The 21,088-nt window shown below is 45.1% G+C and carries 20 protein-coding genes and 2 pseudogenes; 14 read left to right on the top strand and 8 right to left on the bottom strand.

Features of this window, described 5'->3' with window-relative positions; all coding sequences use genetic code 11:
• Positions 1-6: 6 nt before the first annotated feature.
• The 3 genes from RIE73_RS25980 to RIE73_RS25970 form a co-directional block, all read right to left on the bottom strand.
• Positions 7-837 (bottom strand): hypothetical protein, encoded by an 831-nt coding sequence (locus RIE73_RS25980; protein WP_446403927.1) that lies wholly within the window; start codon positions 835-837, stop codon positions 7-9.
• A gap of 217 nt (positions 838-1,054) precedes the next feature.
• Positions 1,055-1,543: a universal stress protein gene (locus tag RIE73_RS25975; protein WP_446403926.1), complete on the bottom strand. Its 489-nt coding sequence runs from the start codon at positions 1,541-1,543 to the stop codon at positions 1,055-1,057.
• Positions 1,544-1,755: 212 nt separating this feature from the next.
• Positions 1,756-2,922, bottom strand: a complete 1,167-nt coding sequence (locus RIE73_RS25970) for a pyridoxal phosphate-dependent aminotransferase (protein WP_446403925.1) — start codon at positions 2,920-2,922, stop codon at positions 1,756-1,758.
• Positions 2,923-3,389: 467 nt separating this feature from the next.
• Here RIE73_RS25970 and RIE73_RS25965 point away from each other — a divergent pair, with 467 nt between their 5' ends.
• Entirely contained in the window at positions 3,390-3,782 is a 393-nt protein-coding gene (locus RIE73_RS25965; RefSeq protein WP_446403924.1) for a J domain-containing protein, read from the top strand.
• A 110-nt stretch (positions 3,783-3,892) separates the two neighbouring features.
• On the opposite strand, the pseudogene RIE73_RS25960 reads toward RIE73_RS25965, so the two are convergent.
• Positions 3,893-4,195: pseudogene (locus RIE73_RS25960) on the bottom strand (hypothetical protein); the annotation flags it as partial.
• 444 nt (positions 4,196-4,639) lie between these two features.
• Here RIE73_RS25960 and RIE73_RS25955 point away from each other — a divergent pair.
• Positions 4,640-4,972, top strand: coding sequence for an EamA family transporter (locus RIE73_RS25955; RefSeq protein WP_446403923.1), 333 nt, complete (start codon positions 4,640-4,642; stop codon positions 4,970-4,972).
• Positions 4,973-5,103: 131 nt separating this feature from the next.
• On the opposite strand, the gene apcB is transcribed toward RIE73_RS25955, so the two are convergent.
• Positions 5,104-5,613, bottom strand: a complete 510-nt coding sequence (gene apcB, locus RIE73_RS25950) for an allophycocyanin subunit beta (protein ID WP_446403922.1) — start codon at positions 5,611-5,613, stop codon at positions 5,104-5,106.
• A gap of 503 nt (positions 5,614-6,116) precedes the next feature.
• On the opposite strand from apcB, the gene glnA reads away from it, so the two are divergent.
• The 8 genes and pseudogenes from glnA (at position 6,117) to RIE73_RS25910 (ending at position 14,089) form a co-directional block, all read left to right on the top strand.
• Positions 6,117-7,538 (top strand): type I glutamate--ammonia ligase, encoded by a 1,422-nt coding sequence (gene glnA, locus RIE73_RS25945; RefSeq protein WP_446403921.1) that lies wholly within the window; start codon positions 6,117-6,119, stop codon positions 7,536-7,538.
• A 180-nt stretch (positions 7,539-7,718) separates the two neighbouring features.
• The gene (locus tag RIE73_RS25940) at positions 7,719-8,792 is read left to right on the top strand and encodes a class I SAM-dependent methyltransferase (RefSeq protein ID WP_446403920.1); all 1,074 of its coding nucleotides are present in this window, start codon (positions 7,719-7,721) and stop codon (positions 8,790-8,792) included.
• A gap of 295 nt (positions 8,793-9,087) precedes the next feature.
• Entirely contained in the window at positions 9,088-9,591 is a 504-nt protein-coding gene (locus tag RIE73_RS25935; protein WP_446403919.1) for a YbjN domain-containing protein, read from the top strand.
• A gap of 555 nt (positions 9,592-10,146) precedes the next feature.
• Positions 10,147-10,989 carry a 3-deoxy-7-phosphoheptulonate synthase gene (aroF, locus tag RIE73_RS25930; RefSeq protein ID WP_446403934.1) on the top strand — a complete coding sequence of 281 codons (843 nt, stop codon included), beginning with the start codon at positions 10,147-10,149 and terminating at the stop codon, positions 10,987-10,989.
• A gap of 127 nt (positions 10,990-11,116) precedes the next feature.
• Positions 11,117-11,455, top strand: a pseudogene (locus tag RIE73_RS25925) (ribosome small subunit-dependent GTPase A); the annotation flags it as partial.
• 227 nt (positions 11,456-11,682) lie between these two features.
• Positions 11,683-11,961, top strand: a complete 279-nt coding sequence (locus RIE73_RS25920) for a type II toxin-antitoxin system RelE family toxin (protein ID WP_446403918.1) — start codon at positions 11,683-11,685, stop codon at positions 11,959-11,961.
• Positions 11,958-12,257 (top strand): hypothetical protein, encoded by a 300-nt coding sequence (locus tag RIE73_RS25915; protein ID WP_446403917.1) that lies wholly within the window; start codon positions 11,958-11,960, stop codon positions 12,255-12,257. The genes RIE73_RS25920 and RIE73_RS25915 overlap by 4 nt, the downstream gene beginning before the upstream one ends.
• Before the next feature lie 14 nt (positions 12,258-12,271).
• Positions 12,272-14,089: a DUF4209 domain-containing protein gene (locus RIE73_RS25910; RefSeq protein ID WP_446403916.1), complete on the top strand. Its 1,818-nt coding sequence runs from the start codon at positions 12,272-12,274 to the stop codon at positions 14,087-14,089.
• A gap of 144 nt (positions 14,090-14,233) precedes the next feature.
• Here the strand turns inward: RIE73_RS25910 and RIE73_RS25905 are convergent, their stop codons facing one another.
• Positions 14,234-14,650, bottom strand: a complete 417-nt coding sequence (locus tag RIE73_RS25905; protein ID WP_446403915.1) for a Fur family transcriptional regulator — start codon at positions 14,648-14,650, stop codon at positions 14,234-14,236.
• 193 nt (positions 14,651-14,843) lie between these two features.
• On the opposite strand from RIE73_RS25905, the gene RIE73_RS25900 reads away from it, so the two are divergent.
• The gene (locus RIE73_RS25900; protein ID WP_446403914.1) at positions 14,844-15,416 is read left to right on the top strand and encodes a redoxin family protein; all 573 of its coding nucleotides are present in this window, start codon (positions 14,844-14,846) and stop codon (positions 15,414-15,416) included.
• Positions 15,417-15,522: 106 nt separating this feature from the next.
• Here RIE73_RS25900 and RIE73_RS25895 read toward each other — a convergent pair whose 3' ends face one another.
• Positions 15,523-15,939, bottom strand: a complete 417-nt coding sequence (locus RIE73_RS25895) for a hypothetical protein (protein ID WP_446403913.1) — start codon at positions 15,937-15,939, stop codon at positions 15,523-15,525.
• Between the two features lie 206 nt (positions 15,940-16,145).
• Here RIE73_RS25895 and RIE73_RS25890 point away from each other — a divergent pair, with 206 nt between their 5' ends.
• Positions 16,146-16,994, top strand: a complete 849-nt coding sequence (locus RIE73_RS25890) for an alpha/beta fold hydrolase (protein WP_446403912.1) — start codon at positions 16,146-16,148, stop codon at positions 16,992-16,994.
• A gap of 433 nt (positions 16,995-17,427) precedes the next feature.
• Positions 17,428-18,186 (top strand): response regulator, encoded by a 759-nt coding sequence (locus tag RIE73_RS25885; RefSeq protein WP_446403911.1) that lies wholly within the window; start codon positions 17,428-17,430, stop codon positions 18,184-18,186.
• A gap of 11 nt (positions 18,187-18,197) precedes the next feature.
• Here the strand turns inward: RIE73_RS25885 and RIE73_RS25880 are convergent, their stop codons facing one another.
• Positions 18,198-18,896, bottom strand: coding sequence for a manganese catalase family protein (locus RIE73_RS25880; RefSeq protein ID WP_446403910.1), 699 nt, complete (start codon positions 18,894-18,896; stop codon positions 18,198-18,200).
• Between the two features lie 455 nt (positions 18,897-19,351).
• Here RIE73_RS25880 and RIE73_RS25875 point away from each other — a divergent pair, with 455 nt between their 5' ends.
• Positions 19,352-21,073 carry an adenylate/guanylate cyclase domain-containing protein gene (locus RIE73_RS25875; protein WP_446403909.1) on the top strand — a complete coding sequence of 574 codons (1,722 nt, stop codon included), beginning with the start codon at positions 19,352-19,354 and terminating at the stop codon, positions 21,071-21,073.
• Positions 21,074-21,088 lie beyond the last annotated feature (15 nt).

Here is a 21,088-nt window from a genome sequence, read left to right as displayed (position 1 = left end):
CACCGCTTAAAAGGGATTGGGAATTGACGGCACATTGTCTCTTAATACATCCGGAACCTCAATTTGCGGAAACTGCTCATTCAAAACTTCTTCCAGTTTATCAATTCCCGGCATTTCGATATCAAACCCTTCAAACAAAGCCCCCGTAACAATTTCTTCGATTTCCGCTTTTGACAGGTCTATTACCGTCCCTAACACTCCCTCTGGACTAATATTAATGCCTTGACCTTGACGCAACAAAACAGGCTGAGGGTTCCACAGGTTATACCGTTCACTCAAGGCGACTTCGCCCTGTAAAACCTTCACTTGCGCTTGTTCATTTTCATCTAATTCCATTAAATAAACCGTTCCCCGTGTCACCGCGGTAATTGAACCCACACATCCTTGCGCCCCCGAAACGACACTTCTACCACTTCGTAGCCGCACACAGCGACTCCCCACGGTGAGTGCTGAATTTTGTCCTAACCGCACCCCTGCATTATTATTAAACAGCAAATTCACCCGTGCTTGTTTGGTACTCACTGTTTGTCCCAGAGTCGCCACCGCATTAACTTTGGCGGGTCGATTTTGGATATAGGCTTGATTTCCCCCTAAAATTTCCACAATTTTGGCTTGACTAATTCGTTGCGCCGATGCGGGCGGATTGTGCCATCCCAATACCACGACGATTAGCAAACTGCTTAAGAAACCGACGAAAGGTTGCCATTTCAATCTTCTCCCCGGCATCAACGTCTGGGTTGGCTCACCGTGATCCCCACCTAATTTTACTCTCTGGGTTAAACTGAGACTCTGTTTCTTGAAATTAACCCAACTTCTCAGCCTAAGTTTATCGTTCATAGACGCTGGTTAACGTTAAAATTTTGTCCGAACCCTATGATATCAAAGACTTAGACAGGTCAAAGGCTTACTAATGACGTGAGCATGACGTGAGACATGAGACAAACTAGTGCAGCGCGGCTTCAAATACTAACCAGTTAACAAGCTCCTTAAAAGCAGCTACATTATGTTCCTTATAGCCTTCTGCCATCTGCCTGCGGACTTCTGCCTTCTTGTACTAGGTTTCCGACGTTTCATTCGCCACCCCTTGCACCACTAAAACGGAACAACGAACATGGTGAACAACATGATTACTGACACTGCCTAAAAGCACTTCAGTTAAACCCCGACGACCTCGACGACCAATAACCACTAAATCAGCATCCCAACTGTTCACCAGGTCTCGAATTGCACTCCCAGCATCTCCGATTTTGCATGTCCATTCTGTTGCCACGCCTTCATCTGTTGCCTTCTGGCAATAGCCAGCCAGCCATTTCTGAGTTTCATCCGTTTCCTTTCTCATTTTTTCTTGCATACGACGGGAGAAGTCAACCAATTCTCTACCAAACATATCTCCATAAAAACCCACGCCTTGGTTTTCCACAGGCAAGCAATGAAAGAGCATCAATGCGGCGTTGTCTTGTTTAGCTAGATCTAGGGCTTGGGTAAAGATTCCCTCAGTTTGAGGGGAATGGTCAAGGGCGACTAATATTCTTTTATAGGTCATCAGTGTTATCTCCTAATTTTTAAGGAAAAGTTATAAGTGTTGAGTGTTGAGTGTTGAGTGTTTATCCTTCGCTTCGCTAGTTGGACATGGTTTTGACCCTTGGCTTCGTTCAGGGAACCGAATTGTAGGGGCGGGCGCGAGGGATTTTCGTTTCGCTGTTGATGATAACGTTTATTCAAAACCCGCCCTGAGTGCATTTGGAGTCTCTCCGCTCAACTTAACTGGCGCACAAATTTCTCCAATCGATCCATCCCCTTTTCAATGGATGACATATCAGTAGCATAGGACAGACGGATACAGTTATCGACACCAAAAGCAATCCCCGGAACGGTCGCCACTTTCTTAGCCTCTAAAAGGTTATTACAAAACTCTAGAGATTTGAGTCCAGTTTTGCTGATATCGGCAAAGACGTAGAACGCGCCATTGGGTTGAGGACAACTAATTCCCGGAATGGTGTTCAGGCGTTCGTAAATGACTTGGCGACGTTTAGCAAACGCCAGACGCATTTCTTCTACACAGTCTTGGGGATTTTCCAAGGCGGCGATCGCGCCATACTGAGCAAAGGTACAAACGTTAGAAGTACTGTGGCTTTGAATCGTGGTAACCGCCTTAATCAAATCCACAGCACCCGCTAAATATCCCACACGCCAACCTGTCATCGAGTAGGCTTTGGCAAACCCATTACTGGTGATTGTACGCTGGAATATATCCGATCCAATAGCACCAATACTCAGATGTTGAGCGCCATCGTAAAGAATCTTTTCATAAATTTCATCCGAGACGACTAAAATATCCCGTTCCACAATCACTTGGGCGAGGGCTTTGAGTTCCTCTGGGGTATACACCATCCCGGTGGGGTTCGAGGGGGAATTGAGGATAAATAGCTTGGTTTGGGGCGTAATCGCCGCCTGGAGTTGCTCTGACGTGATTTTATACCCCGTTGACGCATCCGTTTGCACAATGATCGGCTTACCCCCTGCCAGTTTGACCATTTCCGGATAGGAAAGCCAATAGGGGGCGGGAATAATCACGTCATCCCCAGGTTCAATCAGCGCTTGCATTAAACCAAACAGGGAATGTTTACCGCCATTGGTGACAATGATATTGTCCGGCTGGTACTCTAACCCATTATCTCGGCGCAGTTTATTTGCGATCGCTTGTCGTAATTTCGGTTCCCCAGCGGCGGGTCCATATTTGGTTTTCCCTGCATCTAGGGCTTGTTTCGCCGCCGCCTTAATATGAGCCGGGGTATCAAAATCCGGTTCCCCGGCGCTGAAACTACACACATCCAAACCATCGAGTTTCATCGCCTTGGCTTTGGCGGAAATCGCTAGGGTGAGAGAGGGAGAGACTTGACCAACTCGTGCTGCTAACTGCATTTTTACTCAACTTAAACAACTAGACGGTGTGTGAAAAGCACCTGAAAAGCTAGGGTAAGGGCAGGTTTGGGTTTTGGGTGAAAGGTTCAAAGCGTTATAGCGATGTCTCAACCTGCCCCTCCTCTGTGCAGACACCTTTTTCAACACGCTCTCTTGGAAATATACTACTTGATCTCCGTCTAATTACCTATTTTGCCAACTTCTCTCGGTTAGTTATGGTTGTTCAACTTAAGAACGGGTAACTTGATATGATATGACATATATCGCTATAAAAACGCTCACACTCTCAACCAGTGAGTGAACAGGAAGATTTAAAATTGTTAACTTACGTTAACGAAAACTTACAAATTATATCTTTCCTAAACAGATGTATTGTTTTGCATGATTTCAGCCACAACAACAGAGAACTTGAATTACTATTTTTATCAATATCAAGATATTGCAGTCAGTCGTGAGGATGGTTGTAGATGTTAGACGTAGAACGATACTACCGAGTCTTGGATTTAGATTCTAATGCCTCACCCGAGGAAGTCCACCAAGGGTATCTAGACATGACGTGGGTATGGCATCCTGACCGTTTTGTGGGTCATCCCCGCCTACAACGGAAAGCCCAGCACAAGTTACAAGAACTGAATGAAGCCCATGAATGCTTACGTTCTCAATCGGCGGCTAAACGTAGACAAATGGCTCGTAAGTCAAAATACTCAGCCTCACCACCGCCAGCCCGTCATTCACCATCCCCAGGTTTATCCAAATCGCCAACCCAACGGAAGCCAGGAAAAAAGGCTCCGCCAACGGTTAACACCAGGAAACCACCGATTCATTTTAAAGCCAATCCCATCGATGATTGGTTAGATTAAAATCGAGGCACAGGAAATAGGGAACAGGAGTACGAGCATCTTGCTCGCTATTGGGTATGAGTTTTTATAGCTGTTGCCATCCAGGTAACGATAAATCATTCCCCTACATCGGCTTCAGACGCATCCGCAACTTTTTTAACTTGAAAGTCTTCCAGCTTAAACGCCTCAAACTTGGTACTTAAGACTAGCGCCAGGTATTCACTGGGGGTATCGCCAGCAAAGGTGAGGGTTAACTGTCGTCCTTGCGATCGCTCTTGCTCCACTAATCGCTTAAGATCTAAGAGAGACTTGAGGTTTGGATATTTCTTTGTATTCAGTACAACGGCATCAGCGCCTACCGTGCGGTCAATCAAGCCAACAATTTGTCCTTCGGGTTGTTGTTGTAGGAACTGATCCAAGGTCGTCTCAGTCAAGTTCTCAACCCCCATCAGTTTTTCAGTGGATACTTGCAAGTTTGACACCACATCTTGGTCAATTCAATCGGAAAAAGTCAGGAATCAAGCACAAAATAGGTCGGAATAAGTCAGGATCTTGCTCAAGATGGCTGAGATTCATGCCGATAATGAGGATTTGATATTATGTCCACTGGAATACTTACACTATCGGTGAAGACAAGGCAGAAGCATATTATACTAAATCCGCCTTTTGCCACGGCGATTGAAATCGCTGCTACACTAATGTATGCGAAGCCTTCCCGAAGGGTAGTCCGCGAGGGTCAGGACTGGGTTATAACGGGGGTAGCTAACCCGGATTTGATATTACAGTTAATTCGGCGGACATTGTATGAAAGCTATTGCTAACGCTGATTTCGGTGACAGTCAGACTAATATTGGTTTACTGGATTGGAGACTTGGTTTGTGAATGCTTATTTTGCTTTAGTTATTTCGATTATGATCGGTATCGGTGGGCAACTTAGCCTTAAAGCTGGCGCTATGCAGGGTATTGGCAATAAGTTTTTCTTTCTTCAGCCCTACATTATTGTGGGATTGTCGTCTTATTTCTGTGCTTCCCTTTTCTACATCTTTGCCTTGCGGCAAATCCCTGTTTCCGTGGCTTTTCCTAGCGTTTCGATTAGCTATGTAGCCGTCGCTTTTTTGGCTCATTTAATTTGGGGAGAACCCTTTGGCATCAGACAGGTTCTTGCCCTAGGATTGATTGCTTTGGGAATCTATACTTTATCCCAAAAGTAATTCTATTTTGCCGCTTGGTTTTTGCGGATTATTATAGTTGGAGTTCCAACTAATGTTTCTAGTTTATTAGATTTTGCAGAAAGGCTATTCATCCCCATCGTATGGACAGATGGGGATTTCCGCCGAAATCGTTAAATATCGCTTTCGCTTAATTCACGAGTCATGTAGTCGAAGGGTTGATCCACAAATGCCGTATTAGTCACTCCAGCAGCAGCGACTTGGTCTTTGACGATATCTTTCATAATTTGGATACCGCGAACCGTCGGACCAATGGGAACCCCCAAGGAATTATAGGTTTCCCGTAACCCTTGCAAAACTCGTTCATCTAGGACATCCATACTCCCCGCAACCAGGGCATAACTGGCATAGCGGAGATAATAGTCCATATCCCGCAGACAAGCGGCATAGCGACGAGTTGTGTAAGCATTACCACCCGGACGAATCAATTCCGGGACTTCTTCAAAGAGTTGCGACCCAGCCTGCTTGACAATTGAGGCTGCATTAGCATTGACCACAGCAGCCGCCGTGATTCGGGCTGTACCGCTGTCAAAGTAAGATTTGAGTGAATCGATCGCATCGCGATCTAGGTAACGACCAGTAATGTCGTAATTTCTAATCAGGCTTGTAATCGCATCCCGCATGAACAGGCTCTCCCAATCTATATATCTTTATCTATTTATCTTGCCAGTTATTGTGGCGCTCTCATCAAAAGTCTCTAGAATGAGAATTTCTGCACCGTTTTTTATCCCATAACCTGGACTGTCTCAGTATTGCTGCCAAGGCAACTTGGCTTATCTGCACTAGAATACGTCATGGTTGAGTGGATTGACAAACACAAGAGGGTCAATCCTTATCATTTTGTAATATTTCACACAATTTAATCTTTTTCTGAGGATCTCCAGAATCAGGAAATGAGATTCTGTAACTTTGGATACAAAAGCTCCCTCTGCCTCTCCCTAGGATGAGTCAGATACAACGGAGACAGGTTTTGTTGATTCCTAATCTCCCCGGTAGTCCTAAGCGTCAGGTTGAAAACAGGCATCACCGTCTGTCGCCGTTGGTGAGAACTTGAACAAGTCTTCCGCGATCGTTCAACTATTTGAACTTTTCTAAACAATCGTCCACTTGACAAAAGGAGTCATTCATGGCAGAAACGCCCCAAGAGGTCTTGAAACTGATTCAAGACGAAGACATTAAAATTATTGACCTCAAATTCATTGATCTGCCAGGAATCTGGCAGCACTGCTCGTTTTACTACGATCAAATAGACGAAAGTGCTTTTGAAGACGGGGTAGCGTTCGATGGGTCGAGTATTCGCGGTTGGAAATCCATTAACGAGTCCGACATGGCAATGGTGCCCGATCCGAAAACCGCTTGGATTGACCCATTCACGAAAGAAAAAACCTTGAGCATGATCTGCTCAATCAAGGAACCCCGCACGGGTGAATGGTACGACCGTGATCCCCGCACCATCGCTCAGAAAGCACTGGACTTTTTGAAATCCACAGGAATTGGCGATATTGCCTTCTTTGGTCCGGAAGCGGAGTTCTTTATCTTCGACGATGTTCGCTTCGATCAAACGGAGAGCAAAGGGTTCTACTATGTAGACAGCGTGGAAGGGCGTTGGAATTCTGGACGGGAAGAAGCTGGCGGTAACTTAGGATACAAGCCTCGTTACAAAGAAGGGTATTTCCCCGTCTCGCCGACGGATACGCTGCAAGATATGCGTACCGAAATGCTGCTGACCATGGGTCGGTGTGGGGTGCCGATTGAAAAGCATCACCACGAAGTTGCTTCCGGGGGACAGAACGAACTCGGTGTCCGGTTTGCGCCTATCGTGGAAGCGGGTGACTTCTTGATGACGTACAAGTATGTGATTAAAAACGTTGCCAAGAAGTATGGCAAAACTGCCACCTTTATGCCCAAGCCAATCTTTAACGACAATGGTTCAGGGATGCACACCCACCAGTCGATTTGGAAAGAAGGGAAACCCCTGTTCTTCGGCGATGGCTACGCGAAGTTGAGCAAGACGGCGCTGCATTACATTGGTGGTTTACTCAGACACGCCCCCGCTTTATTAGCTTTCACCAACCCAACCACCAACTCCTACAAGCGCTTGGTGCCAGGGTTTGAAGCGCCTGTGAACTTGGCTTACTCCCAAGGAAACCGTTCCGCCTCCATCCGGATTCCTCTGTCTGGTGACAATCCCAAGGCGAAGCGGATGGAATTCCGTTGTCCGGATGCGACCTGTAATCCCTATATTGCCTTTGCGGCGATGTTGTGTGCGGGTCTGGATGGGATTAAGAATGAAATTGATCCAGGCGAACCATTGGATGTGGATATCTATGACCTCTCGCCAGAGGAATTGAGCAAAATCCCATCAACTCCTGGTTCTCTGGAAGCCGCTTTAGAGCATTTAGAGAAGGATCATACCTTCTTGACTAGCACTGGTGTCTTCACCGAAGACTTTATCGACAACTGGATTGCTTACAAACTCGACAATGAGATCAACCCGATGCGGTTGCGTCCTCATCCCTATGAGTTTTCCCTCTACTACGATGTCTAGTCTCAGCCCATAGCACAAAATGACCGAAAAAGCCATCCTGACAGGGTGGCTTTTTTTCTGCCTGTCTCTCTCTTTAATGCTGCAAGCAGGGGAAGTCGGGGAAGCCGGAAAAAACTTTTCTAAATTTTTAGTTACAATACTTTACAAACGACGATCAGGTAACAACCAGCTTAACCACTCATGGCTGATACTTTCACAAAACTGGCATATCAAACATTCCAGCAAGGAAAAGCCGCTTTTGCGCTGGCACACAAAAACCTCAGTTCTCAACTACTGAATGTCCTCCATCCTCCCCTTAATAAACTCAAAACCCAACCCCTATCTCCAGAAATCCTGCAACAATTTCGGCAAAGGTTCGAGCAGATTATGGAAACCGATTGGCAGGATGCCGAACGAGGCGTGTATCCGGTAAGCCTGCTGTTTGATACCCCTTGGCAAGACTTCTTGCGCTACTATCCATTAGATTGGCTAGATATGCCAAACAGATGGGAACGAACCTACCAAAATCGATTTCAGGAGTTCTCGCCAGAAATTGATATCGAAAATTATCCCAACTACTATCGGCGCAACTTCCATTACCAAACCGATGGTTACTTGAGTGATGCCTCAGCCAACCTGTATGACTTGCAGGTCGAACTTCTGTTCAATGGTGGGGCTGATCCGATGCGGCGGCGCGTACTTGCCCCATTAAAGGACGGACTCAAGGCATTTGATACGGTTGTGCCTCAACAGATTAGGGTTCTTGATGTCGCCTGTGGAACGGGTCGGACTCTGAGAATGATTCGGGCAACGTTGCCCAAAGCGTCTCTATTTGGTACAGATTTATCCCCGGCTTATTTGCGTAAAGCCAATCAACTCTTATCAGAGATTCTGGGAGAATTACCCCAACTGATGCAGGCGAAGGCGGAGGAACTACCGTATCAGGATAATTATTTCCACGGTGTCACCTGTGTGTTTCTCTTCCACGAACTACCACCGTCTATACGTCAGCGCATCATTGAGCAATGCTTCCGTGTGATTCAACCGGGAGGCGTGTTTGTTATCTGTGACTCAATTCAGGCGATTGATTTTCCCCAATTCATGACCATGATGAAAAACTTCCCTGCCATGTTCCACGAACCTTACTATAGACACTATATTACTGATGATTTAGTCGAACGCCTCACCCAGGCGGGTTTTGAAGCAATTACAACTCAAAACCACTTTATGAGCAAGTATTGGATTGCTCATAAGCCTGAAGACGCTACGGTGTAGAATCTTTCTTGGCAATTAAGATCCCCGACGTCTTGAAGATGTCGGGGGTCGGGCTCTTTGGGGGGAAGTTATAGCAGAAGGCAGAAGGCAGGAGGCAGATGGCAGAAGGTTGATTATTGATACTTCGCTGTTTCAGCCGTTCACTATGTCCTAAGCTTAGTGCGTAGTGCTATATCGAACTTAACCGATAAAATAAGCTTGGGTCTACTCCCACATATCAAGACGCCAAATCAAGATTATGGCGTGAGATAAATTGCCAGATTAGGTAAATACCACCTGCTATAGAGAAACGTTTATGACCACTAAAAAATCGAATCCAGAAACGGTGTCTACAGAAAGCTTGTCAACGGAAGAGATTGTCTCCACGGAGTTTATCCAAGACCAAGCTACTGTCAACTATGTAGAAACGATTGAAACAGTCATCTCCAGCCTGGAACAAGATGACAGCGCTATGGTAAGCCATAACGAGGAAGGCTATCTGTGGAAGTTTAAGTATGGTAGCGTTGAAGTCTTTGTCCAATTAACGGGTTCTACAGACGAGGATACGTTTACCGTTTGGTCTTCGGTGCTGAACCTCCCGGCTGAAAAAGAAGCGGAATTGATGCGTAGGCTTCTGGAAATGAACTGGTCTGATACCTTTGAAGCCCGTTTTGGCATTGTGGATGATCAAGTGGTGGTGTTATCGTCGCGCACGGTGGCTGAATTATCCCCAGGAGAAATTTCTCGCGCTATTACTATCGTAGCCACGATCGCAGATGATAATGATGAAGCCTTACAGGACGAGTTTGGCGCCTCTTGAGTTGTACTACAACCAGATTTGGCGATCGCAATACCTCTTGTGTATCGTGAGCTAGTAATCCCACCCGTTTCTACTCGGCTGAATCGGGTGCGAAAACTTGGGAGACTGTAGTGTGCTTGTAGTAAAAAATCTTGAGACATTCCTGTCTGCCTCATTTTCACCCTTGAAACGCGATCTTGATCGGGTATTGACATTGCCAAAACAGCTTGCTATTGTATTGAGTTAAAGGCATTTCGTTTACATTTCATAGAAAGTCCCCAGCAATGCTCAACGGCAAAAGCTACTTTTATTTTTGGTTTAGGGAGGTTCACCGGAGGTGAGCAAAGTTCCTCATGGAACCCCCCGGTGGACCGCAGAGCAAACGCTGCGGTCTTTTTGTTGGTTAAGGAGTATCTGATGACAACCTACCTGAGTAACGGGTTTTACGGATTTTACTTTTTTTGGTTCCGAAGCGGTTCCGGGTAGGTAATGCTGCGTTTAAATTTTCTCAGAACCCGGAACCTGCAAGGAACCGGGTTTTTTGTTGTCCATTCATTGTTTAAAGGAATTAGTCTGATGTTGAATGCTACACTTGCCACTCAATCCGATTGCCAAACTCTGGTTCATCTGTCGGATCATATCGTCTTCGGAGGTGAGGAATTAGTGATTATTGCTGGTCCTTGTACGGTGGAGAGTCGATCACAAATGGAAACGGTTGCAACACAACTGCAACGCGCCCCGGTTCAGGCGTTACGGGGGGGGGCTTTCAAACCCCGCACCTCTCCTTACTCCTTCCAAGGATTAGGGATAGAGGGACTAGAGATCTTATCCCAGGTGCGATCGCGTCATCAGATTCCTGTGGTGACGGAAGTCATGTCCATTTCCCAAATCGAGTTAGTGGCTGCCCATGCTGATATGCTTCAGGTGGGCAGTCGTAATATGCAAAACTTTGATTTACTCAAAGCCTTGGGTCAAGTTGATAAACCGATTTTGCTGAAGCGGGGATTAGCGGCGACTGTAGAAGAATTCGTTATGGCAGCCGAATATATTCTCAGTCACGGAAATTCTCAGGTGGTACTGTGCGAACGAGGGATTCGCAGTTTCGATACTTATACCCGAAATGTTTTAGATTTAGGGGCAGTTGTAGCACTCAAGCAGATGACTTCATTGCCTGTAATTGTAGACCCATCCCATGCCACGGGCAAACGGGAATTAATTCCCGCCTTAGCGAAAGCGGCTATTGCGGCGGGTGTGGATGGATTAATCATCGAATGTCATCCAGAACCAGAAAAATCCGTATCGGATGCCCGTCAAGCTTTATCGTTAGATGATATGGTGCAGTTGGTTGATCACTTACACCCTATCGCCGCCGCCGTCGGGCGAACCATCCCAGCCAGTTTAGCGGCTGTGTCAGCTTGAGGTTTAATTTCGCGATCGCTTCTCTGAATCAAGATATAGCACTGCGGGGATAGGTTAGGATATCAGTTTATCCCAATTGGTAACAGCACGATCGCGTCGTTTCTCAGGCTAACGTCAACATTCCTCTATTCCTCTGCCTTCAGGGGGGTTGCTGATCGATACTCCGGGTATACGGGAACTTCAGATCTGGGCAGATGAGGACAGTTTAGCCGATACCTTTACCGATATCGATACCTTAGCCCAGCACTGTCGTTTTCGCGATTGCCAACACCAGGATGAACCCAGTTGTGCTGTGCAACAAGCCTTAGAAGATGGCACGCTTGATAGTCAGCGTTTCCTGAGTTACCAGAAACTGCAAAAAGAACTCTCCTATTTGGCAAGGAAACAAGACCAAAAAGCCTCGTTAGCTGAGAAGGAAAAGTGGAAAAAAATCACTAAAGCCTTGAGACATAAACACAAACACTGATGCCAAATAGCAGATCATCGTAGCGCCCTTGTGTAGGGGCGGGTTTCACCACTATCGTTTCTGACTTTACCCAGATGCGACTAAACCCGCCCCGGTCAAGTTGCAAAATTGAGTCAACCAGAGAACTCTCCCATCTCCCTGTTTCCTCGCTGGAAATGTTAATGGTAGCCTAGACAATTACTTGAAACACTTCTGCACTATAGATAGCCACCGTGTTTGAAATTGAGTTGACAGACCAAGCGATCAAGGATTTGCAGTGGTTTAAGAAATACGAACAGAATGTAATTCTTGATGGTATTGAGGCAAACCTTTCTTATGAGCCAACGACAGAGACGCGCAACCGGAAGCACCTGCGTCCAAACGATACAGCGGAATGGGAATTGAGGCTAGGTATGTACCGCGTTCTGTATAACGTTGAGGAGAAAGTTAGAATCGTCAGTATTGAGCGCATCGCTGCCAAGCCGAGAAACAAGTACATATTTCAAGGAGAAGAGGGAGAACTATGATGCACTGGGATTATCGGGTGTTCTTTGAGGATAATGGCTACACAATTCGTACCGTATATTATGATGATCACGGTGCGATAGCTGCCTGTTCGGAAAAGCCGATCGCACCTTTCGGAGAATCACTCGAAGATCTGCAAGACGAATTAAATCTTCTACAGGCGGCTTTAAAAAAGAACGTTCTTTCGGCTTCTGATCTGCCAGAGCAAAGCGTTCGCCCGAAGGTAAAGCGGGGGAAATCGTTAAAGGCGGTTCGCGAGCAACTTGGCTTACAGAAGGAAGCGGCTAAAGAGGATTAAGGACGCCTGTCAATATGTCACAAAAAATTCCGTCATTTTTCACTAAGTATCAATGGGCAGAAATATTAGCTCAAACAAACCCAAAGAAATGTCATAACTACAGTGAAGCATTTCGAGCTAAAGCTGAAGAATATCAATTGTATGGTGACAGCCTAGCTCAGGATATTTTTACATTCTTGAGTAAAATAACCTGTCTATCGATGGCGCTTACTGGTTCAAATAATACTTCCTTTATGGAAGAGATGATCTCAGAAAGATTGTCCGATGATGACTTAGCCATCTTGAGAGAGTTAATCACGACAGTAAGCGATCCTGAAATGAGAGCAAGAATAGCCGATATTCTATGGGTTTGTAAGCGAGATACAGATAGGGCTAGACCAATCAAAATGGCTAGAGTTGCTGTACAGTCTTACCTTCAATCCGCAAAAACTCTTGAAGATGTTGATGAATACACAAGCTGCCACGATCGAATACAACGAGCAGCACAGTTAGCACCACTAATTGATGGTAATAAGAGTAAAAAAATGGGTTGCCTAGTTGCTCAACATATTGACAATCTCATAGATCGCTATGCAGATGTAGAGAATGAATTTTTGACGGGTAGTGCCATGAAGGTACTTCAAAAAGAGCTAAAGAAAAGTCTGAAAGCTATCTATAGCGATCATCTTCCAGGTTATGCAGCTAAATATGCGGCTGTTGCGGCTCAAAAAGCGGTCTTTGCAGATAAATTGCAAGATTATTATCAACAGTTAGCCTATCGTAAGATAGAGAGCAAGTGGCACAAGATAGCTGGCGATCAAGAAGCTAAACGTAGAGCGATGTGGGATATTGCAGACGCGGAGGTTTGGTACGCTCAGCAAGCTTTCATTGGGAAAGAACCCAACAGTTATGCTGTGGCGGCTGGACGCCTTAAAAGTGCTATTCAAGCTTTCAGGACGATTGAAGATACTTTTAGAAAAAGGCAAGATACTTCTGAGCGCATACAAGAATTGCACCAGATAATGCTTGATTATCAGCAAAAGTCTATGTCTCGGATGGTCAGCATTCCCATTGATTTCGACGATACTGAAATGCAACAAAAAGCTAGAGAGTTAGTAACAGGAAAGTCAATTCGCGATGCTCTTTATTCTCTAGCATTTAGATATAGCAGCCTAATTAGTAACCTTGATGATTTAAAAGAAGAGGCGGAGCAGGATACGGAGTCATACAAACTTCGAGATTGCATCCCAACTGCTCTCATAGATGAGGAAGGAAAAACAAAAGCTATTAGTGGAAATGGTGAAGATAGCATAGAACATAAAATGTTCAGAATTGCAAACTTTTACCAGGGCTGGTATGGACTAAACCTTATTACCCCTGCTTGTAAGCAAATTTGCTCTGAGCATGATACGAGATTAGATGACTTATCTTTCATTGTTGATGAAAATCCCTTCATTCCTCAAGGACGTGAACCTCTCTATGCTAGAGGCTTGCTTGCTGGCTTACAGGGAGATCTCGTGATTGCAGCATCTCTATTGATCCCACAATTGGAAAACTCCTTACGTCATCTTTTGAAGCAGCACGGTTTTATTGCTTCTAAGCCTGATGTGATTCAAGATGATTATCTTCTTAACAAAGTTTTGTATTCTCCTGATTTAAAAGAGGTTCTAACTGAAGACATTATTTTTATCATAAAAGGTCTATTGGTTGAACGTATGGGTGCTAATATCAGGAACGAGATTTGCCATGGTTTGTTTGATTACAGTCAATTTTTTCAACCCCAAATTACATATATTTGGTGGCTCACACTTTACCTATGCCTTTATGCAAAGCTACAGGCAATGGATAGTTGAATTAGAGAGACGCAGTCACTTGTAAGCTTTTTAGTTCACCTGCTTAATCTCAGGAATATGTTCGCTAGATGGAACTAAACCCACCCCGATCCAATTGTGATTTTGATTCAACTTAGAACTCCCCCATCTCCCTTGCATGACAAATCATTGACAGCGATCGCAGACTCCATGCACCGTCATCTCATAGCTTTCACCCTGCATACCCGAAGGTAGGCGGTTCAAGTCAACGCTTTCAAATGTATCCCAAGGAATATCTTTAATCGCACCGCAACAGCGACAACGAAAATGATGGTGGCGATCGACATTCGCATCGTAACGACAGACACCTTCCTCTAATAAAACTTCCCGCACCAGTCCCACTTCCCGCAGGGCTTGTAGCGCACTGTATACCGTCGCCTGGGAAGATGTTGGCGCTTGCTGATTGAGATCGCTGAGGATTTGATCTGCTGTCGGGTGATCATAACGAGTCAGCAGATTGGCATAGACAGAAAATCGCTGTGGGGTCACTCTCAACCCCTTGGATTTCAAGACTTTAATCAGGTTTTCTGCTTGCTGCTGCATGACATTTAACCGTTTTCATTAGCAGTTCCTTTATTATAACACTCTTTTGTTAGGAGTTATACTTGTCTAGCAGCTAGACTGAAAAATAAGTATTTATTACTATTGACTCATTCTTAAATCAGAATTATTCTGAGTTATAGTGAGATATAGCTAAAGCAAACAAAAATCTAGTCGTCTGTAAAACGAGGTAAATATGGCTGTTATTGATCGTGTACCCGACGCTGTGTTCAAGACTCGCGTGCGTGATGAGTCTGTAGGGGGTTCAAATCCCTACCGTTGGCAAGATCGGACAACGCAGGAAATCTTTGGTGGCAAAAAAGTTGTTGTATTTTCCTTACCGGGTGCGTTTACACCCACCTGTTCGTCCAACCACCTGCCTCGCTATGAAGAACTCTATGATGAGTTCAAGGCACAGGGTATCGATGAAATCATTTGCCTGTCGGTGAATGATGCGTTTGTTATGTTCCAGTGGGGTAAGCAGCAAGGTGCACAGAAAGTGTTCTTGCTCCCCGATGGTAACGGCGAGTTTACCCGCAAGATGGGAATGCTAGTCGATAAGTCCAACCTCGGTTTCGGAATGCGTTCCTGGCGCTATTCGATGCTGGTGAACGACGGTAAGATTGAAAAATTCTTTGCAGAACCGGGTTATAGTGACAACTGCCCGGATGACCCCTTTGAAGTCTCCGATGCAGATACGATGCTTGCTTCCCTGAAGGGACAAGAACCCGCAGGTGTCTCTGAGCCGCGTCTGGCATTTGTTGGTTAATTTAACGACGATCACTATTTGTGGGGGCACGACATGTCGTGCCCCTACCGTTTGTGTGTGATGATGTTGGATGTCTTCTCACGTTGCCAGCCGACACCCGATTCCACTACCTAAATAACTCAAAGACTTGTCGGCAGAACTGTTTAAGCTTGTCATTCACCTCCGGCGCAGGCTGATAATTACCGACACATTGCCAGTTTTCAACCGTCGAAAGTCGCCACGCTTCTCCTTGATGATTAAATCCTGCGGCGTCTAAGCCAATCAAGCGATGAGACTTGTCTAAGGGATCTTGGTAAAACCGAATTTGTAGTAAAATACTGCGGCTTTGTAACTTTCTACTCCACCCAGGAAAGTGAAAACCGATATCGATTGAGTCGGGATCAACGAGATTTCGGGTATCTGGGTCATTTTGCCAGGGCTTCAAGTCCGCCTTGGCGTCAGGGAACTGGGACTTAAACAAGTTGACGATGGCGGCAATTTTTGTGGTTACCTCTAAACCCTTGGCTTGTTCGGCAGCATTCATGACTAAATCTCCTATGGTTAACGCTTATTTACAAGGTTGCTTAATTATTTATTACAATTAGCGAATCTGTTGGCTATCTGTTTAGCAGACAGAGGATATGTTGTGATTTGTTGACAATTCCCGGAGATGGGAAATTACCAGGAAAACTTGCTCAAACGTCTACAGGGCGGTAAGCTCAAAGCACGGTCAAGGTGTAGGAAATAACAGTGTCCATTCAGGAAAAGTCCATTCAGGTCGGGTCGCTCCAGTGGTTTTATCGGGAAGCCACTCCGGTTAATCCCAGCACACAACCCCCTGTACTACTACTTCATGGTTTGCCATCCCAGAGTTACTCATGGTCAGCGCTGATGCCCGATTTAGCCGAAAAAGGATTCCGTGCGATCGCGCCAGACTGGATTGGTGCGGGTTTCTCCGCTAAACCAGACCGTCGAGAGTTTGCCTATACGCCAGATGCCTTTATTAAAGCCTTAGCAGAATTTATCCAACATCTGCAAATCGAGCGATTTTATCTGGTTGTCCAAGGGTTTCTGGGTTCAGTGGGACTCCAATACGCTTTACGTTACCCCGATCAGATTGAACGGTTAGCGATTCTCAACACCCCTGTCTCATCAGCGACTCAGTTACCTTGGAAGATCAAGCAATTGGGCTTACCCTTTATCGGCGATATGTTGACCCAAGACCCCTTGTTGGTCGATCGCACCTTAGAAGGCGGTAGTGGCTACCGGGTGTCTGATAAAGATTTAGACGTATATCGCCGTCCCTTTCTCAGCAGTTCTGATGCAGGGCGAAGTTTACTAATGACGGTTAAAAACCTGCAACTTAAATCATCTATGGCAGAAATCGAAGCTGGGTTTCGCAACTGGAATCAACCCACATTGATTCTTTGGGGGATAAAAGATCCGTGGCTTCCCTTAGTTCAAGTCCAAGAATTTGCCAAAATGCTTCAGAATGTCGAATTGGTAGAATTAGAAGAAGCCGGACATTATCCCCAAGACCATTGGTCAGAGAATGTGAGTAACAACTTGCTGCTATTTCTACGCCGTCAAGCGGTGTAAGCAGGGGAATTGGGGAAGCAGGGGAAGCTGGGGAAAGCAATTTAGAGACGTAGCATGCTACGTCTGGGAACTGGGGGAGAAAAAATTAAATTAGACAGGACTTACGCAGACACACCACAGATGGGGGTAAAGGTGCGTTACGCTTCGCTAACACACGATGGCGGGCTGATCTACATAAAATGGTGAATTAGAATTGTAGGGGCGCACCGACGTGCGCCCATTTTAACAGTAAAATCTATTCCACAATTTTAGCTGTGTCAGTCCACTATACCCAATTTAAATGCGTGACCGCTGATTGTTGTTATAACCTCCGTAAATCTACTGAAATGCATCAATTGGGGTTAAGTTGATATCCGTAAAATTACCCTGGAATGGCTAAAAAATAAACAGCTAGGATACAAGAACGAACTAGCTGAGCATCTGCCAGAACCTTATGGCTAAAATTTTAGTAATTGAAGACGAATTATCCGTTCGAGACAATATTCTAGAGTTGCTCGAAGCCAACAATTTTCAGGTCACTGAGTCAGACAATGGATTAGCAGGTATTCAACTCGCGACCCAACAATTACCCGATTTAATTGTTTGTGATGTGATGATGCCAGAATTAGATGGCTACGAGGTGTTAACCGCCTTGCGCTCTAATCCAGCCACACAGACAATTCCCTTCATCTTCCTCACCGCCAAAGCCAGCCGAGATGACTGGCGACAGGGTATGGAACTCGGTTCTGATGACTATCTGACCAAACCGTTTACTGCTAAAGAACTGCTGAGCGCGATCGCGACTCGTTTGTCAAAGCAGATGGCAATTCAGCAGCAGTCTGAAGCCAAGTTGGATGAGCTACGCAGTAATATCACCTCGGCTTTACCCAGAGAACTGCAAACTCCCCTCAATAGTATCGTAGGCACATCACAGACACTGCTGGCGGACTATATTGAAGCCGCACCTGTCAGATCGATGATCGAAGATATTCAAGCGTCTGGACAGCAATTATCTCGGTCGATTCAAAACTTTTTACTTTATGCTGAATTAGAATTAGCCGAAACCTCCAGTGAACGGCGTCGAACCTTTCAAACCTATCAAACTCGATTTTCATCAGCAATTATTTCCACTCAAGCAATTGCCAAGGCGCGAGAGTTTAATCGCGAATCTGACTTACTCCTAAATTTCGGCGCAAAGCTACTCATAACCTGACTCAATTGTCTCTAAGAATGACTAGCTGTGGGGTTAGCTACATACTTAAAGTCGGGGGCAGAATTCCACGGCTTATCACCTTGTTGAGGGTTGCCGTCTGACTCTGTTGATAAGTTGTAGTACAGATCAACAGTGCTATCAGGTTCGATATTGCCAAACATGGGATCAGTGAGCTTATCCATAGAATCTAATGCATTCATAAACATCTTAGTGTGGGCAATTTCGCGGGTGAGTAGGTGTACTAGCGTCTCTTTTGTCCCCGGATCAGGTGCTAATTTAATGAGGGATTCGTAGGTTTGACGAGCGCCTGCTTCTGCGCCTATATTTGCTCGTAAGTCGCGGACAATATCGCCACCTTCATTAATATAGGTAGCCGTCCAAGCAGAGCCTTGACTATCTAAGAAATGAGGACCCATTCCCCGTACTGCAAATAGTGTACTTTTATACGCATCAGTCTGGTCAACATTTTTGGTGTGAGATTCAATTAGTTTGCCAATCATCTCTAAATGGCTAAATTCCTCAACTGCGATATCTTGCAGCATATTCCGAATGGAGGGATTTTCACAGTGAAAAGACTGCACCCAGTACTGTAGAGCAGCGGTGAGTTCACCTGTAGCACCACCGAATTGTTCTAACAAGAGTTGGGCAAATTTGGGATGTGCTGTCTCGATATTAACGGGTTGAATGGTTTCCTTTTTGTGGAAAAACATAATTTTTTTTGAGTATGGCTATAGAGGCAAAACCTGCCTGCCCAGTTATCAATCAACTGAGCTTAAATACCACGGTAATCAAGAAAAATTAATCCTACCTTAACCTAAAGATAGAAACTACTGTAGAGATTGTTTTGAATTGACTCAACCGTATACCTAAAAAAATATGCCTTAAGCAATAGACATCCTCCATCTGACTCGAATTAATCGTCTGGCTTAGGTGGACACTTCAGTCAGAAAATAGGCTTTTATCAGATGTCTGTAGTAACCTACCCATAATGGGTTCAGCGTGACGGAAATCAAGTGAGTCCTTACGCCTTAGCGGAATTTCTTCCTTTATCGCCTTGAATTGTTGTACTTTACTTTGTAGGGAGAAAGAACGACTCCCTAATGCAGCATGGCAGAAATAACTGACCAGCTCACTATCCCTCGTCCGCCACTCCCCTGCTGAACTTATGAGCCTGCGCCAGAAAACCCTACTCCTGATTGGTCTCACCCTTGCGGGTTTAATCGGTGTCCTCTACGCCAGTCTATCGCTGATATTAATTCGCAGTTTCGCCCAAATCGAGGAACAACATGCGTATCGTAATGTGCGACGGGTACAGGAGGCGTTATTCAATGAATTGGACAGTTTAGCGGTTTTAGCGGCTGATTATGGCGAGTGGGATGATACGTATGGGTTTATTGAAGATACTAATCGAAGCTACATTCAAGAGAATCTATCCGATACAAACCTGACAAATATTAACCTCAACTTAGTTTTATTCTTTAACCGCCAAGACAAGCTCGTTTTGGGTAAACATTTTAAGTTAGAGCAACAGCAAGAAACCCCGATTCCCACTCCCTTAATCCAACAACTGAATTCCGATAATGTTCTACTACAGCATCCAGATACCAGTAGTAGTATTACAGGGTTAATTCTCTTACCCCAGGGACCGTTAATGATTGCCTCAAATCCCATTCTTACCAACGAGGAAACTGGTCCAATGCGGGGGTCTTTGATTATGGGTCGTTACCTGAATGACCAGCGTGTTGAGGCGTTAGCGGAACTCACCCAACTTAATCTTAAGGTCTACCGACTCGATAATACCCAATTACCCGCTAAATTGGAGACTGTGCAGTCTAGCCTATCTGAACAGGAGTCCCAACCCAATCAGGCTCCCATCTTAATCCAGATTATAAGTCGGGAGGCGATCGCAGGCTATACTCTCCTCCGGGATATCTCAGGTCAACCTGCGTTACTGGTTCAAATCGACATCCCCCGAGAAATCTATCAACAAGGTCGCATTAGTCTACGTTATCTTATTTTATCCCTTTTGGGGTTAGGGATTGTTTTTAGTGTCGGTACTCTTTTCCTATTGGAAAAAATGGTACTATCTCGCCTAGCCAATCTGAGTAAAAATGTACAGCAAGTTGGCACGAGTAATGACCTCTCGCTGCGAGTTAGCGCCAAGGGAAATGATGAATTAACCCACCTAGCACAAACAATTAACTCGATGTTAGATGCTTTAGAGTCTTCTGCTAAAAACCTGGTAGCTGAACGAGAAAAGGCAGAAAATCTCCTCCTGAATATCTTGCCAGCATCTATTGCTGAACGGCTGCAAAAAGACTCAGATACGATTGCCGATAGTTTTGAAGAAGCCACAGTTCTCTTCTCTGATATTGTGGACTTTACTCGCCTATCCGGAGAAATCTCACCCACCGAACTGGTGAATCTGCTAAATGAAATTTTCTCACGATTTGACCGTTTAGTGGAACAGCATGGATTAGAAAAAATTAAAACCATTGGCGATTCCTATATGGTTGTTGGCGGATTACCTTTACCGCGTCAGGATCACGCTGAAGCCGTCGCCGAATTTGCCCTAGATATGCAACAGGAAATTGATGCGGTTAATGCCCAACAAGGACACGCTTTCATGATGCGTATTGGTATTCATAGTGGTCCGGTGGTAGCTGGAGTTATTGGGTTGAAAAAGTTTATTTATGATTTGTGGGGCGATACAGTTAATACGGCTAGTCGTATGGAATCCCATGGTCTTCCCGGTTATATTCAAGTTTCTGATGCCACCTATGAACATTTAAAGGATAAATACGTTTTTCAAGAACGCGGTTCAATTTCCGTCAAAGGGAAGGGAGAAATGACGACATACTTTCTCCAAGAACGTAAGACAGAATAAATCGGATAATTCGGT

The organism is Coleofasciculus sp. C1-SOL-03, assembly GCF_040220555.1.
In the GTDB taxonomy this organism is placed as follows: Bacteria; Cyanobacteriota; Cyanobacteriia; order Cyanobacteriales; family Coleofasciculaceae; genus Coleofasciculus.
This window is presented reverse-complemented; position numbering and strand designations above follow the sequence as displayed.